12 protein-coding genes are annotated in these 14,983 nt (G+C 63.3%); all 12 read left to right on the top strand.

What is annotated here, in order from left to right:
* The first annotated feature begins 30 nt into the window (after nucleotides 1–30).
* The 12 genes from uppS to dnaE all read left to right on the top strand — a co-directional run bounded on the left by uppS (nucleotide 31) and on the right by dnaE (nucleotide 14,881).
* Entirely contained in the window at nucleotides 31–819 is a 789-nt protein-coding gene (gene uppS, locus CRO06_RS12455) for a polyprenyl diphosphate synthase (RefSeq protein ID WP_022994535.1), read from the top strand.
* A complete protein-coding gene (locus CRO06_RS12450) occupies nucleotides 813–1,637 on the top strand; it encodes a phosphatidate cytidylyltransferase (protein WP_022994536.1) in 825 nt (274 codons plus the stop codon). Before uppS ends, CRO06_RS12450 begins: the two co-directional genes overlap by 7 nt.
* Entirely contained in the window at nucleotides 1,634–2,806 is a 1,173-nt protein-coding gene (gene ispC / locus CRO06_RS12445) for a 1-deoxy-D-xylulose-5-phosphate reductoisomerase (protein ID WP_022994537.1), read from the top strand. The genes CRO06_RS12450 and ispC overlap by 4 nt, the downstream gene beginning before the upstream one ends.
* A 69-nt stretch (nucleotides 2,807–2,875) precedes the next feature.
* Nucleotides 2,876–4,189, top strand: coding sequence for an RIP metalloprotease RseP (rseP, locus tag CRO06_RS12440; RefSeq protein ID WP_097058559.1), 1,314 nt, complete (start codon nucleotides 2,876–2,878; stop codon nucleotides 4,187–4,189).
* The gene (gene bamA, locus CRO06_RS12435) at nucleotides 4,186–6,549 is read left to right on the top strand and encodes an outer membrane protein assembly factor BamA (RefSeq protein ID WP_022994539.1); all 2,364 of its coding nucleotides are present in this window, start codon (nucleotides 4,186–4,188) and stop codon (nucleotides 6,547–6,549) included. The genes rseP and bamA overlap by 4 nt, the downstream gene beginning before the upstream one ends.
* A 75-nt stretch (nucleotides 6,550–6,624) precedes the next feature.
* Nucleotides 6,625–7,122: an OmpH/Skp family outer membrane protein gene (locus CRO06_RS12430; RefSeq protein ID WP_022994540.1), complete on the top strand. Its 498-nt coding sequence runs from the start codon at nucleotides 6,625–6,627 to the stop codon at nucleotides 7,120–7,122.
* Between the two features lie 3 nt (nucleotides 7,123–7,125).
* Nucleotides 7,126–8,154, top strand: a complete 1,029-nt coding sequence (gene lpxD / locus CRO06_RS12425) for a UDP-3-O-(3-hydroxymyristoyl)glucosamine N-acyltransferase (protein ID WP_022994541.1) — start codon at nucleotides 7,126–7,128, stop codon at nucleotides 8,152–8,154.
* Between the two features lie 78 nt (nucleotides 8,155–8,232).
* Nucleotides 8,233–8,670, top strand: a complete 438-nt coding sequence (gene fabZ, locus CRO06_RS12420) for a 3-hydroxyacyl-ACP dehydratase FabZ (RefSeq protein WP_014994279.1) — start codon at nucleotides 8,233–8,235, stop codon at nucleotides 8,668–8,670.
* A 116-nt stretch (nucleotides 8,671–8,786) separates the two neighbouring features.
* Nucleotides 8,787–9,557, top strand: coding sequence for an acyl-ACP--UDP-N-acetylglucosamine O-acyltransferase (gene lpxA / locus CRO06_RS12415; RefSeq protein WP_022994542.1), 771 nt, complete (start codon nucleotides 8,787–8,789; stop codon nucleotides 9,555–9,557).
* Nucleotide 9,558: 1 nt separating this feature from the next.
* Complete coding sequence (lpxB, locus tag CRO06_RS12410; RefSeq protein ID WP_097058558.1) at nucleotides 9,559–10,704, top strand: lipid-A-disaccharide synthase; 1,146 nt, start codon at nucleotides 9,559–9,561, stop codon at nucleotides 10,702–10,704.
* Nucleotides 10,701–11,339, top strand: coding sequence for a ribonuclease HII (gene rnhB / locus CRO06_RS12405; RefSeq protein ID WP_172800735.1), 639 nt, complete (start codon nucleotides 10,701–10,703; stop codon nucleotides 11,337–11,339). Before lpxB ends, rnhB begins: the two co-directional genes overlap by 4 nt.
* 38 nt (nucleotides 11,340–11,377) lie before the next feature.
* Nucleotides 11,378–14,881, top strand: coding sequence for a DNA polymerase III subunit alpha (gene dnaE, locus CRO06_RS12400; protein ID WP_080530864.1), 3,504 nt, complete (start codon nucleotides 11,378–11,380; stop codon nucleotides 14,879–14,881).
* Nucleotides 14,882–14,983 lie beyond the last annotated feature (102 nt).

Here is a 14,983-nt window from a genome sequence, read left to right as displayed (position 1 = left end):
GAAGCAAGGACGACAACCCGGAGGTTCTTGATGGAAGAAACCCGACCGGTTTCCTCGGCGCCGGACCTGGATTCCCACGCCGGGGCTTTGCCGCGCCACGTCGCCATCATCATGGACGGCAACAACCGTTGGGCCCGCCAGCGCGATTTGCCCGGCGTCGAAGGCCATCGGGCCGGTGAAGCCACGGTACGGGAAGTGATTCGCCGTGCCGCCCGTCGTGGCATCGAAGTAGTGACGCTGTTCGCGTTCAGTTCAGAAAACTGGCGCCGGCCGGAGGACGAGGTGCAGCATCTGCTGGCGCTGTTCGTTCACGCCCTCGGGGCCAGGGTCGCCGAATTGCACGAAAACGGCATCCGCTTGCGCTTCATCGGCGAGCGCTCCGCTTTCAATGACGGCTTGCGCCGGGGTATGGCCGAGGCCGAGCAACTGACCGCCAATAATGACGGCATGACCCTGGCCATCGCCGTTAATTATGGTGGCCAATGGGATCTGACTCAGGCCGCCCGCCGTGTGGCGCAACAGGTGCGTGACGGTGAGCTGGCGGTGGAGCAGATCACCGATGCCGAGCTGGGCCGTCACGTCAGTCTGGCCGATCTGCCGCCGCCGGATCTGCTGATCCGTACCGGTGGCGAGCAACGCCTGAGCAACTTCCTGTTGTGGCAGGCCGCCTACAGTGAATTCTATTTCACCCCAACCCTGTGGCCGGATTTTGACGGCCAGGCGCTGGATCGGGCGCTGGCGGATTACGCCTCCCGGCAGCGCCGCTTCGGGCGCTCCGGTGAGGAAGTCAGTCGCCTCGATGGAGACTCTTCATGCTGAAACAGAGGGTGATCACCGCTCTGATTCTGTTGCCGATCGTGCTGGGCGCGGTCTTTGGCCTCGGCCGGGTGCCGTTCGCGGTGATTGCCGGTGTGTTCTTCGTCGTCGGTGGCTGGGAGTGGTCCGGCATGATGCGTGGCCCGGGGCAGGGCGCCCGCCTGCTATGGTGCCTGTCCCTGGCGCTGCTGATGGTGGCGGTCGAAATCTGCCGCCCGGCCTGGGTGCTGAACGCACTGCCACTGTGGTGGTTGCTGGCGCTGGTGATGGTGCTCGGCTATCCGGGTAACGCCCGGCTGTGGTTCCGGACGCCGGTCATGGTGGTGGTGGGCTGGTTGCTGCTGATACCGTCCTGGGCCGCGGTGGTGGAGCTGCAGGATCATGGCGCGCTGGGCCTGGCCGGCCCCTGGGCGCTGCTGTTCATTCTGGTGTGGGTGTGGGCGGCCGATACCGGCGCCTATTTCGCAGGCCGGGCCTTTGGCCGGCATAAGCTGGCACCGCTGGTCAGTCCCGGCAAGACGGTGGAGGGGCTGGTCGGCGGCGCTCTGCTGGCACTGGCCGTGGTGGCTCTGGTATACGCCACCGGCTGGCTGCGGGCGACCTTGCCGGCGCTATTGATCGTCGCGTTGATGACCGTACTGGCCTCGGTGCTGGGTGACCTGTTCGAAAGCATGGTCAAGCGCGAGCGCGGTATCAAGGACAGCGGCTCGGTATTGCCGGGCCACGGCGGTATGCTGGACCGTATCGACAGTGTCACCGCCGCTCTGCCGGTGGCGCTGGCCGGCCTTAACTGGTTCTCCCTGCCAGGAGGCGTGCTGTGAAGGAGCGTATTACCGTCCTCGGTGCCACTGGCAGCATTGGCTGCCAGACTCTGGAGGTGCTGGCCCTGCATCCGGAGCGCTATGAAGTGGTGGCGCTGACGGCGGGCCATCGCTGGCGTGAGCTGGCGGAACAATGTCTGCGCTGGCGCCCGCGTTACGCCGCTCTGGCGGACGAACAGGCCGCCGGCGAGCTTCGGAACCATCTCAAGGCGGCAGGGTCTGACACCGAAGTGCTGGCCGGGCACCAGGGTGTGTGTGCTCTCGCCGGGCTGGACGATGTGGACACGGTGGTCGCCGCCATCGTCGGCGCCGCCGGTGTGCGTCCGACCCTGGCGGCGGTCGGCGCCGGCAAGAAAATCCTGCTGGCGAACAAGGAAACCCTGGTGGTGACCGGCGCGCTCTTCATGGAGGCGGTGAAGCGCCATGGCGCCACGCTGTTACCGGTGGATTCCGAGCACAACGCCATCTTCCAGTGCCTGCCCCGGGGCGGTGTGGACCAGGGTGTGCGAAGAGTGCTGCTGACCGCGTCCGGCGGCCCGTTTCTTGGCTGGTCCGCCGAGCAACTGGCGTCGGTGACGCCGGAACAGGCGGTGCGTCATCCCAATTGGGACATGGGACCGAAAATTTCCGTGGATTCGGCCACGTTGATGAACAAGGGCCTGGAATTCATCGAGGCCTGCTGGTTGTTCGATATGCCGCCCGAACGGGTGGACGTGGTGATTCACCCGCAAAGCGTGGTGCATTCCATGGTCGAATACCTGGACGGCTCGGTGCTGGCGCAAATGGGCACACCAGACATGCGCACGCCGATCGCCTGCGCCCTGGCGTGGCCGCAGCGGATCGCCTCCGGCGCGCCGTCGCTGGATTTCGCCACGCTTGCCGAGCTGCGTTTCCTGCCGCCGGATGAGCAGGCCTTTCCCTGTCTGGCCCTGGCCCGGCAGGCGATGCAGGCGGGCGGCGCCGCCACCGCCGTGCTCAACGCCGCCAATGAAGTGGCGGTGGCCGCTTTTCTTGACGGCGGGCTGGGTTTCCAGCATATCGGTAGCGTGGTGGCGAACACTCTGGAAGCCTTGCCCGGCGGTTGCTGTGACGATGTGGATGAAGTGATGGACCTGGACGCCCGCGCGCGGGAGCTGGCCCGGCAACAAGTACAGGCTTTGGGCCGATGAAGGAGAAGGTGTGAAACGCGATGGTCAGACAGTAGTACCGCCGCTGATGGCTTGCACAGAGGTCAATCAATGCTGACGGTTCTGGCTTTCATCGTCACCATTCTGGTCATCGTTGCCTTCCATGAATGGGGACATTTTCTTGCCATGCGCGCCTTTGGCGTGCGGGTTTTGACGTTTTCCGTCGGCTTCGGCCCGCGCCTGTGCCGTTTTACCGATCGCCGTGGCACCGACTGGGTGATCAGCGCGATACCCCTGGGCGGCTTCGTCAGGCCACTGGACCGCCGGGACGGCGAGATTCCGGACGACGCCACCCTGGAAGAAGAGTTCTCCGGCAAACCCGCCTGGCAGCGCGTGATCGTCTACGCCGCCGGTCCCATATTCAATTTCATTCTCGCCTTCCTGATCTACTGGCTGTTGATGATGACCGCCGGCGAACGCGGCTATGCGCCAGTGGTGGGCAACCCGACGGCGGACTCTCCGGCGGCGGCGGCGGGCTTCGAACCCGGCGACCGCATGCTCAGTATTGGCGGCCGTGAGGTGCAAACCTGGCAGGATGTGATGGGGCGGCTGGTGCTGTACCTGGGTGATGCCGAGCCGGTGCCGGTGCAAGTGCGGGACAGCCAGGGACAGGAGCGCACCCGGCAACTGGATATCAGCGCCTGGTCCCAGGATCCGGAGCAGTCGCCATTGCCGGTGCTGGGCCTGAGCCCGGCGGTGGTGATCGGCGAGATCGCGGAGAACAGCGGAGCCCAGCGCTCCGGCGTGCGGAGCGGCGATCAGGTGCTGACCACCGACGGTCAGCCGGTGCCGGGCTGGAGCGCCTGGCGGCAGAAGCTGCAGGAAAGCCCGGGGCAGGCTCTGCCGGCCACCGTGCTGCGTGATGGCCGCGAGCATTCCCTGACATTGCATCCGGAGCCGGTGACGGTGGAAGATCGCGTGGTCGGTCAGCTCGGAGTGCTGCCCGGTGGTATCGTCGAACAGCGCTATAATCCGTTGTCGGCGCTGGACGCCGCCGGCGGCCGCCTGGCCGAGCAGGCCGGCGTGGTGTGGGCGAGCATCGCCAAATTGTTTACCGGTCACTTGCCACTGGATAGTCTCGGTGGGCCGGTGACCATTGCCCAGGTGGCCGGGCAGAGCGCGGAGGTGGGAATTCTCAGCTTCCTGATGCTGCTGGCCTACCTCAGTATCACCCTGGGCATTATCAACCTGCTGCCGGTGCCGATGTTGGACGGCGGTTGGATTCTTTTCGGCATCATCGAAATGATTCGCGGGCGCAGCCTGCCCGAGCGGTTCCTGACCACCGCTCAAGGGGTGGGGCTGACACTGGTGATGAGTTTCATGTTGTTGGCCATCTACAACGATCTGGTGCGACAGTTTTCATGAGATACCGGGAAACGACCCAAACCCTGTTCGGCGGGGTACTGCTGACTCTGGGGGCCCTGAGCCCCGCGCTGGTACAAGCCCAGGAAGCCGTGCCGTTTCAAGTAAGGGATATTCGCGTGGAGGGGCTGCAACGCATCCCCGTCGAGCGGGTATACGCCACCTTGCCCATTCAGCCCGGTGACACCGTGACCCGGCAAAGCGTGGTGCAGTCGGTGCAAGCCCTGTTCGCCACCGGCAATTACGAGGATGTGCAACTGGGGCGCGACGGCGACGATCTGGTGGTGATGGTCTCCGAGCGGCCGAGCATTGCCCGTATCGAGCTGTCCGGCAATAAGTCGATCGAGGAGGACGCCCTGCGCAAGGGGCTGACCGAAGCCGGTCTGGCGGAGGGCGAAGTGTTCCAGCGATCCACCCTGGAGGCCATTTCCGGCGAGCTGGAGCGGCAGTACGTGGCCCAGGGCCGCTATGGCGCGGATATCAGCACCGAAGTAACGCCGCTGCCGCGGAACCGGGTGGCGCTGAAGATCGACATCTACGAAGGCAAATCGGCGCGCATCAACGACATCAACATCGTTGGCAACACCGTGTTTGATGACGATGAGCTGCTCAAGGTCTTCAATCTGCGGCCGTCGCACTTCTGGTCGTTCATCAAGGGCGACGACAAATACAGTCGCGAACGGCTGGCCGGTGATCTGGAGCAATTGCGGTCGTACTATCTGGATCGTGGCTACATCAACTTCTCCATCGAGTCCACTCAGGTGGCGGTGACCCCGGACCGGGAGAAGGTGGCGCTCACCATCAACGTCAACGAAGGCGAGCAGTACACCGTCAACAGCATCAAACTGGCCGGTGATCTGGTGGTGGACGAGGAGCAACTGCGCTCTCTGGTGGTGCTGGACAAGGGCCAGGTCTTCAGCCAGCAGCAGGTGACCTACACCAGTGATCTGATCAAACGCCGCCTGGGTAACGAAGGCTACACCTTCGCCGAGGTGCGGGGCATCGATCAGGCGACCAACGACGACGACAACACCGTTGACGTGGTGTTTTACGTGGAGCCGGGGCGCAAGGTTTACGTTCGCCGCATCAACTACAGCGGCAACCAGAAAACCGCCGACGAAGTGATGCGCCGGGAAATGCGCCAGTTCGAGCAGGCGCCGGCCAATACCGCGCTGATCGACTTGTCCCGTCAGCGTCTGGAGCGTCTCGGTTACTTCAGCGCGGTGCAGGCGGACACCGATCCGGTGCCCGGTTCCGATGATCTGGTGGATGTGAACTACAAAGTGGAGGAGCAGCCGTCCGGTTCCATCGGCGCCAATGTCGGTTATTCCGATGCCTCCGGTGTGGTGTTCGGCGCCAACATCAGTCAGAACAACTTCCGTGGTACCGGTAACCGGGTGTCCTTCGCGCTCAGCCGCAGCGATATCCGGGACGCCTACAGCTTCTCTCACTACAACCCGTACTACACCCTGGACGGCGTCAGCCGGGGCTTCAGCCTGTACTACTCCAAGATTGATTTCGATGAGGCCCGGGTCTCCTCCTATGCCGCGGACCGCGCCGGCGGCTCGGTGACCTTCGGCTACCCGATTTCCGAATACACCCGTCTGAGCTTCGGCGGTGGTCTGGAGCGCACCAAGATTTCCGACGGCGAATTCATCGCCGTGGACATCGCCCGCTTCATGGAAGAAGAAGGCCGCACCTTCGACGAGATCAAGACCAACGCCACCTTGCGCACCAGCACCCTTAACCGGGGGGTGCTGCCGGACCGTGGCTGGGCCAGCACTTTGAATCTGGAAGTGGCGGTGCCGGGCTCCGACTACCTGTTCTATAAACTGAGCTGGGACGGCGAGAAGTATTTCCCCATCACCAACCGCTGGACCCTGCGTACCCGCAGCGCCATCGCTTATGGTGACGGCTATGGCGACAACGAAGTTCTGCCGTTCTTCGAAGCGTTCTACGGCGGTGGTATCGGCTCGGTCCGGGGCTATGAGTCCCGCTCCCTGGGTCCCCGGTCTGATGCGTTGTATTATGCGCAACGCGGTGAAACGGACCCGGATCCCGATCCGATCGGGGGTAACCTGCTGACCGAACTCAGCGTGGAATTGATCTTCCCGACGCCGTTCGCGGCGGAATCGCGCAGCGTGCGGACTTTCCTGTTCGCCGACGCGGGTAATATTTTCGAGACCAAACGGGATGATATCGACGCTGATTTCGCCGTCCAGGATCTGCGGGCATCGGTGGGGATCGGCCTGAGCTGGCTCACCGCCATCGGTCCGCTCAGCTTCAACCTGGCCAAGGCGATCAACAACGAGTCCGGCGACGATACCGAAGTGTTCCAGTTCTCTCTGGGGCAAACGTTCTGATAGCGATCGGATAGAGGCTGGCCCGGTGGCGCCGGGCCTTTGTTGTTATTGGGAAGGGAAGTGTTAGGAGCGGTTATGAAGAAGAGCTTGCTTGTTGTACTGATGTTGTTGCCGGTGCTGGCCAGCGCGGAAATGCGCATTGGCGTGGTGGATCCGATCGGTGCCTTGCAGGAGGCCGACGAGTTCAAGACCCGTTACAGCAAACTGGAATCGTCATTGCAGGGCGACCAGGCGCGGCTGGAGCAGTTGGGCAAGGAAGTGGAAGGCTTGCGCAACCGCCTCGACAAGGAAGGCATGACCATGGGCGAGGACGAACGCCAGCGTTTGCAGACCCAGGGACAGCAAAAGATGATCGAAGTGCAGAACCTGCGTCAGTCCGCGCAAAAGAAACTGGGGCGCGGCCAGCAGGAAATCCTGGACGTGATGGAGCCGAAGCTGCGTGAAGCGGTGGAAGCGGTGGCCAAGAAGCGTAATCTGGACATGGTCCTCAATGGCCAGGCGGTGGTGTACCTGAAAGGCGATGAGCCGGACATCACCAAGGACGTCACCCAGCAACTCAATCGCATGAAATAATCGATGACGGTTACTCTGGAATTTCTCGCCCGGGAGCTGGAGGCGGAACTGCATGGTCCGGCGGACGTCGAGGTCAGTGGCCTCGGCACCATTGGTGCCGCCGGTCCACACCAGCTCACTTTTCTGGCCAATCCGCGCTATCGTGCCTTCCTGGAGAACACCAGCGCCGGCGCGGTACTGCTGAGCGCGGATCAACGGGAGCATTGCCCGGTACCCGCTCTGGTGGTGAAGGATCCGTACCTGGCGTTCGCCAAAGCCAGCCATTTCTTTGATACCGCGCCGCCGGTGCCCGCCGGGATCCATCCGAGCGCGGTGGTGGATCCTTCAGCGACGGTGCCGGAGTCGGTATCGCTGGGGCCGAATGTGGTGGTCGACGCTGATGTGGTGCTGGGTGAAGGCACCGTGGTGATGGCCAATTCCGTCATCGGAGCCGGTACGCGCATCGGCGAGCAAGGGCGCATCTGGCCGAATGTTACAATTTATCATGGTGTTACCATCGGGCCGCGGACTACCATTCACTCCCATACCGTGATCGGCGCGGACGGGTTCGGCTTTGCCTTCAACGGCGCGGGCTGGACCAAGGTGGCGCAGGTGGGCGGTGTGCGTATCGGCGCGGACGTGGAGATCGGCGCCGGCACCACTATTGATCGCGGGGCCATCGAGGACACCGTGATCGGCAATGGGGTGATCCTGGATAATCAGATTCAGGTGGCCCACAACGTGGTGATCGGCGATCATTCCGCTCTGGCCGGCAAGGTCGGCATCGCCGGCAGCAGCCGTATCGGCAGCTACTGCATGATCGGCGGCGCGGTGGGAATCTCGGGTCACCTGGAAATCTGTGACCAGGTGCAGATTCTTGGCATGTCCCTGGTGTCCCGTTCGATCACGGAGCCGGGCACTTACGGGTCGGCGCTGCCCGTGGACAAACAGGACCGTTACCGCCGTAATGTGGCGCGTTTTCGCCACTTGGACGAGTTGTCCCGGCGGGTTCGTCGTCTGGAAAAGGCGCGGGGCGGGAGCAGCGAAGACTGAATCCCAGGCCGCGTCAGGCCCAGCGACGATCGGATGTCACGCCCCCGACAGGGGGTTTTTGCTTTCGGAATACATATCATGATGGACATTAACGAGGTGCGGGAATACTTGCCCCACCGCTATCCGTTTTTGCTGGTGGACCGGGTGGTGAACGTGGAGCCGGGCAAGCGCATCGAGGCGTACAAGAACGTCACGATCAACGAGCCCTTCTTCAACGGCCATTTCCCGCAGGAACCGATCATGCCCGGCGTGCTGATCATCGAAGCGATGGCTCAGGCCGCCGGGATCCTCGGGTTCGTCACCGAGAACAAGCGCCCGGCGGATGGTTACATCTACCTGCTGGTGGGCGTGGACAATGCCCGTTTCAAGCGTCAGGTCGTGCCCGGTGATCGTTTGACGCTGCATGCCGAGTGGCTGATGCTGCGCCGCAGCATCCTCAAGTTCACCTGCCGCGCGGAAGTGGAGGGCCAACTGGTGGCCTCCGCCGACATGCTGGTGGCGGAACAGAAAGTCTGATTCACGCCCGCTCGGGCGGGCGTCACGGCCATCGCCGCCCCTTGGCCTCTTGGCTATACTGGCGGCGATTGCACCATTCGGAACGACACACCAGCCCAGGGTGGACACGCATACCTATGATTCATCCCACAGCCATTATCGATCCCAAAGCGGACCTGGCGGCGGACGTCGAAGTCGGGCCGTACTCCGTGATCGGGCCTGACGTCACCATCGGTGCCGGCACTGTTATCGGCCCCCATGTGGTGATCAAGGGGCCGACCCGCATCGGCGCCAATAACCGCATTTTTCAGTTCGCTTCGGTGGGCGAGGACTGCCAGGACAAGAAATATCAGGGGGAACCCACCCGTCTGGAGGTCGGTGACGGTAACGTGATTCGCGAGCACGTCACCATTCACCGCGGCACCGTGCAGGATCAGGGGCTGACCCGCATCGGCAACAACAATCTGCTGATGGCCACGGTGCATGTGGCCCATGATTGCATGATCGGCAACGATAATATTTTCGCCAATGCCACCGGCATCGCCGGCCACGTGCACATCGGCGACAACGTGATTCTCGGCGGCATGACCGGTATTCACCAGTTTTGCCACATTGGTTCCTACGCCATGTCCGCCGGCTGCAGTCTGATCGTCAAGGATGTCCCCGCCTACGTCATGGTTGGCGGCAATCCTTCCTCGGCCCGCAGCATGAACTTCGAGGGCATGCGCCGGCGCGGATGGGACAGCGAAGTCATCAACCGTCTGCGCAAGGCCTTCAAGGTGGTCTACCGCCAGGGCATGACCCTGGAGCAGGCGCTGGCGGAGCTGGATCCGGAAGCCGGGCAGTGCGATAAGCTGAAGCTGTTCGTGGACTCCCTGCGTGATTCCACCCGGGGCATCACTCGCTGATATGGACGCGCCGCTGATCGCCCTGGTGGCCGGCGAGGCTTCCGGCGATATTCTCGGCGCCGGCCTGATCGAGGCCTTGCGGGCGCGTTACCCGGATGCCCGTTTCTTCGGTGTTGGCGGCGAACGCATGATCGCCGCTGGTTTTGAAACCCTGTTTCCGATGGAAAAACTGTCGGTGATGGGCATCACCGAGGTTCTTGCGCACCTGCCGGAACTGTTCCGTCTGCGCCGCCAGTTGGTGGACGCCTTGCTGGAAAAGCGCCCGGCGGTGGTGATCACCATCGATTCCCCGGATTTTACCCTGGGTGTGGCCAAACGCGCCCACGCCGCCGGTCTGCGCACCGTTCATTACGTCAGCCCGTCGGTGTGGGCCTGGCGGCAGGGGCGGGTCAAGGGGATCCGCCGGGACGTGGACCTGATGTTGACGCTGTTCCCGTTCGAGGCGCTGTTCTATGAGGAGCATGGTGTGCCGGTGGCTTTCGTCGGCCACCCGCTGGCGGACATGATCGAACTGGATGTGGACACCGCCGCCGCCCGCGATGAGCTGGGCCTGGCCAGGGACAGCCAGTGGCTGGCGGTGCTGCCGGGCAGTCGCGGCGGAGAGGTATCGCAACTGATGCCGCCGTTCCTCGACGCCATGGTGCGCCTGCAACGGGACAATCCGGCGCTGCGTTTTGTTATTCCCGCCGCCAACCGGGTCCGCCGCGAGCAGATCGAACTGGCGCTGGGGGCGGCACCGGCGTTGCCAGTGACGGTGGTGGATGGGCACAGCCGCACGGTGATGGCGGCCGCCGATGTGGTGCTGATGGCTTCCGGCACCGCCACCCTGGAAGGCTTGCTGCTGAAAAAACCCATGGTGGTGGGCTACCGGGTGGGCGCGGTGACCTATGCCATCGTTTCACGGCTGGTGAAGAGCGAGTTCGTTGCCTTGCCCAATCTGCTCTGCCGGAAAGCCATGGTGCCGGAGCTGATTCAGGATCAGTTGAGCGGCGAGGCGGCGGCGCGGGAAGTGAATCGCTGGTTGCATGAACCGCGGCGGGTGGCCGCGTTGCGGGAGGATTTCACCCGGGTGCATGAGGCCTTGCGTGGCGGCGCCAGCGCCAAGGCCGCCGAGGCCGTCGCCGGCCTGTTGGAGAGGCCGCGATGAATCATCCCTTTCCTGAGTATGATCTGAACGAACCGTTCGTGCCCAGCGCCTTTGCCTGGCAACCGGGCATGGTGTTGGCCGGCGTTGACGAGGTGGGCCGTGGTCCGCTGGTGGGGGCGGTGGTGACCGCCGCGGTGGTGCTGGACCCGGCAAGGCCCATAGAAGGGCTGGCGGATTCCAAGAAACTCACCGCCAAACGCCGCGAGCGGTTGGCGGAATTGATTCGCGAACGGGCCCGAGGCTGGGCCCTGGGCCGCGCCGAGGCGGCGGAAGTGGATCAATTGAACATCTATCACGCCACTCACCTGGCCATGGTCCGGGCGGTGGAGGCGCTGCCCATTGACGTGGAAGCGGTGTTGGTGGACGGTAACCGGACCCCGTCCTTCGCTTGCCCGGCGGAAGCGGTGGTGAAAGGGGACGGCCGGGTGCCGGCAATCGCGGCCGCGTCGATTCTCGCCAAAGTGGCGCGGGACGCGGAAATGGTGGCGTTGCACCAGCGGCATCCCGATTACGGCTTCGATCGCCACAAGGGCTATCCCACCGCGGTGCACCTGGAAGCGCTGCGCCGGCTCGGTCCCTTGCCCGAACATCGCCGTTCCTTCGGCCCGGTAGCGGCCCTGATCGAATCGAACTGACCCGCCGCAGCCGTGGCGGGAATCAAGGAGCTTTTTTCGTGAGCGAACCTCGTTTCGTCCATTTGCGATTGCATACCGACTACTCCCTGGTGGATGGGGTGGTGCGAGTGAAAGAACTGGTCAAGACTTGCGCTGCCCAGGGCATGCCGGCGGTGGCGGTCACCGATGAGAACAACCTGTTCGCACTGATCAAGTTCTACTCCAATGCCCAGAACGCCGGCATCAAACCGGTGATGGGCGCCGACCTCTGGGTGCAGGCGGACGATCCCGAAGACGAGCCCAGCTATATCACCTGTCTGGTGCAGAACGAACAGGGCTACCGCAATCTGACCCTGTTGATCAGCCGCGCCTGGCAGACCAATCAGGTGCGTGAACGGGCACTGATCCGGCGCGAGTGGCTGCTGGAACTCAACGAGGGGCTGATCGTGCTGTCCGGCGCCCGTTTTGGTGACGTGGGCAAATTACTGCTGGCGGAGAAGACCGATCTGGCACGGGAGCGGGCCTCGGAATACAAAACCGTGTTTGGCGACCGTTACTACCTGGAAGTGCAACGCACCCAGCGCCCCGGTGACGAGGACTGCCTGCACGCCAGCGTGGCGTTGGCGGCGGAGCTGGACATCCCGGTGGTGGCCAGCAATGACGTGCGTTTCCTCAAGCGCGAGGATTTCGAAGCCCACGAGGCGCGGGTCTGCATTCATGACGGCAACACCCTGGATGATCCGCGCCGGCCACGAAAATATTCCGAAGAGCAGTACCTGAAAAGCGCGGAGGAAATGGCGGAGCTGTTTTCCGATCTGCCGGAGGCGCTGCAAAACAGCGTCGAGATTGCCCGCCGCTGTACCCTCGACATTCGCCTGGGCAAGAACTTCCTGCCGGATTTCCCGGTGCCGGAAGGCATGACCATCGAACAGTATTTCGAGAAAGTGTCCCGGGACGGGCTCGAGGAGCGGCTGGCCAAGATTCTCGATTCGCAGGCGCCGGACTACGCCGAGCGCCGCAAGGTCTACGACGACCGCCTCAAGTTCGAGCTGGACATCATTAATCAGATGGGCTTCCCCGGTTACTTCCTGATCGTGGCGGACTTTATCCAGTGGGGTAAGGAACATCAGGTGCCGGTGGGACCCGGGCGGGGCTCCGGCGCCGGTTCCCTGGTGGCCTACGCACTGAAGATCACCGACCTCGACCCGATCGCCTACGACCTGCTGTTCGAGCGGTTCCTCAATCCGGAACGGGTATCCATGCCCGACTTCGACGTCGATTTCTGCATGGAAAAACGCGACCGTGTGATCAATTACGTGGCCGACAAATACGGCCGTGACGCGGTCAGCCAGATCATCACCTTTGGCACCATGGCGGCGAAGGCGGTGGTGCGGGACGTGGCGCGCGTGCAGGGCAAGCCCTACGGCATGGCCGACCGGCTCTCGAAGATGATTCCCGGCACTCCGGGGATGACTCTGTCCAAGGCACTGGAGCAGGAAGAGACGCTGCGGGATTTCCTCGAGGACGACGGCAACCCGGACAAGGAAGCGGTCAATGAAATCATGGAGATGGCCTTCAAACTGGAGGGCCTGACCCGGAACGTGGGCAAACACGCCGGCGGCGTGGTGATCGCGCCGGGCAAACTCACCGATTTCGCGCCGTTGCACTGCGACGAGCACGGTGAAAACCTGGTCACCCAGTACGACAAGGACGACGTCGAGCAAGCCGGGCTGGTGAAGTTCGACTTCCTCGGCCTGAAAACCCTGACCATCATCGACTGGGCGATGAAGGCGGTGAACGTGCGCCGCCAGAGGGAAGGGGAAGGGCCGCTGGAGATCGAGCGGATCCCCCTGGACGACGCGCCCAGTTTCGATCTGCTCAAGCGCGGTGACACCACCGCCGTGTTCCAGCTTGAAAGTCAGGGCATGAAGGAGCTGATCAAGAAGCTCAAGCCCGACGTGTTCGAGGACATCATCGCCCTGGTGGCGCTGTATCGCCCTGGTCCACTGGAATCCGGCATGGTGGACAACTTCATCAACCGGAAGCATGGCCGTGAGCCGCTGGCCTACCCGGATCCGCAATACCAGCATGAATGGCTGGAACCGATCCTCAAGCCCACCTACGGGGTGATCCTCTACCAGGAGCAGGTGATGCAGATCGCCCAGGTCCTGGCCGGCTATACCCTTGGTGGCGCGGATATGTTGCGCCGTGCCATGGGTAAGAAAAAGCCGGAGGAGATGGCCAAGCAACGGGCGATCTTCGAAAGCGGCGCGAAAGAGAAGGGCGTGGATCCGGATCTGGCGATGAAGATCTTCGACCTGGTGGAGAAGTTCGCCGGTTACGGCTTCAACAAATCCCACTCCGCCGCTTATGCCCTGGTGGCGTATCAGACTGCCTGGCTCAAGGCCCATTACCCGGCGGAGTTCATGGCGGCGGTGATCTCCGCCGATATGCAGAACACCGACAAGGTGGTGACCTTCATTGATGAATGTCACTCCATGGGCCTCAAGGTGCTGCCGCCGGACGTCAATTCCTGTGGCTATCGTTTCACCGTCAATCCCGATGGCGACATCGTCTACGGGTTGGGGGCGATCAAAGGGCTCGGCGAAGGCCCCATCGACGCCATCGTCAGTGCCCGCGGCGACAGCGATGGATTCGACGATCTGTTCGACTTCTGCCGCCGTATCGACCTGAAGAAGATCAATCGCCGCTCCCTGGAAGCCCTGGTGCGTGCCGGAGCGCTGGACAAGCTCGGGCCGAACCGTCATTTCCGTGATCGCGCCACGCTGCTGGCGACCCTGCCGGATGCCATCGCCGCGGCGGAACAGGATGCCCGCAACGAAGAAGCCGGCATGATGGATTTGTTTGGCTCCATGCAGACCGCCGAAACACCAGTGGTGGAATGGAAGCCGGCCCGCGAGTGGAATGACGAACTGCGTCTCAACGGCGAGCGCGATACCCTGGGCCTGTTTCTGACCGGTCACCCCATCGACCAGTTCGAGCACGAGGTGCGGCAATTCGTCAGCGCCCGCTTCAATGCCCTGCAACCCACCGCCAAGGGCGAGGCCGCCACCGTGGCCGGACTGGTGGTGGCACTGCGCATTACCCGCAGCAAGCGCAGCGGCGAGCGCATGGCCTTCGTCACCCTCGACGACAAGACCGGACGGCTGGAAGTATCGGTGTTCGGCAAGACCTTTGCCCAGTTCGGCGAACGTATACAGAAGGATATCCTGCTGGTGGTGCGCGGCGGGGTCCGCAACGACGATTACTCTGGCGGTTTCAACCTGGTGGCCGACGAGGTCATGGACATGCGCCAGGCCCGTGAGGTGTTCGCCCGCCGCTTGTGCGTGTCGGTACCGGTGGAGCAGCAACTGCCGGACACCCTGGACCGGCTGCTGGCGCCTTACCGGGGCGGGGCGATCCCGGTGACGCTGCGGCTCGCTCACAAGGAAGCGGATGTGGCCATGTCGCTTGGCGACGAGTGGAAAATCAGCCCCCACGAAGCCCTGGTGGATGAGCTGCGCAACCGCTTTGGCGAGACGTCGGTGCAGCTGGAATACTGACGGCTCGACGCCGGACCACCGGACGCGCAAAAGCCGGCGAGCAGGCTTGGAGTGGCGTCCGGTAACAACTTGCAACTTTACGCCCAGCCGGGTATCTCGACG

This window comes from Alloalcanivorax xenomutans, assembly GCF_900217905.1.
Taxonomy (GTDB): Bacteria; Pseudomonadota; Gammaproteobacteria; order Pseudomonadales; family Alcanivoracaceae; genus Alloalcanivorax; species Alloalcanivorax xenomutans.
The sequence above is the reverse complement of the archived record's forward strand: the minus strand, read 5'-3'. Positions and strand labels throughout refer to the sequence as shown.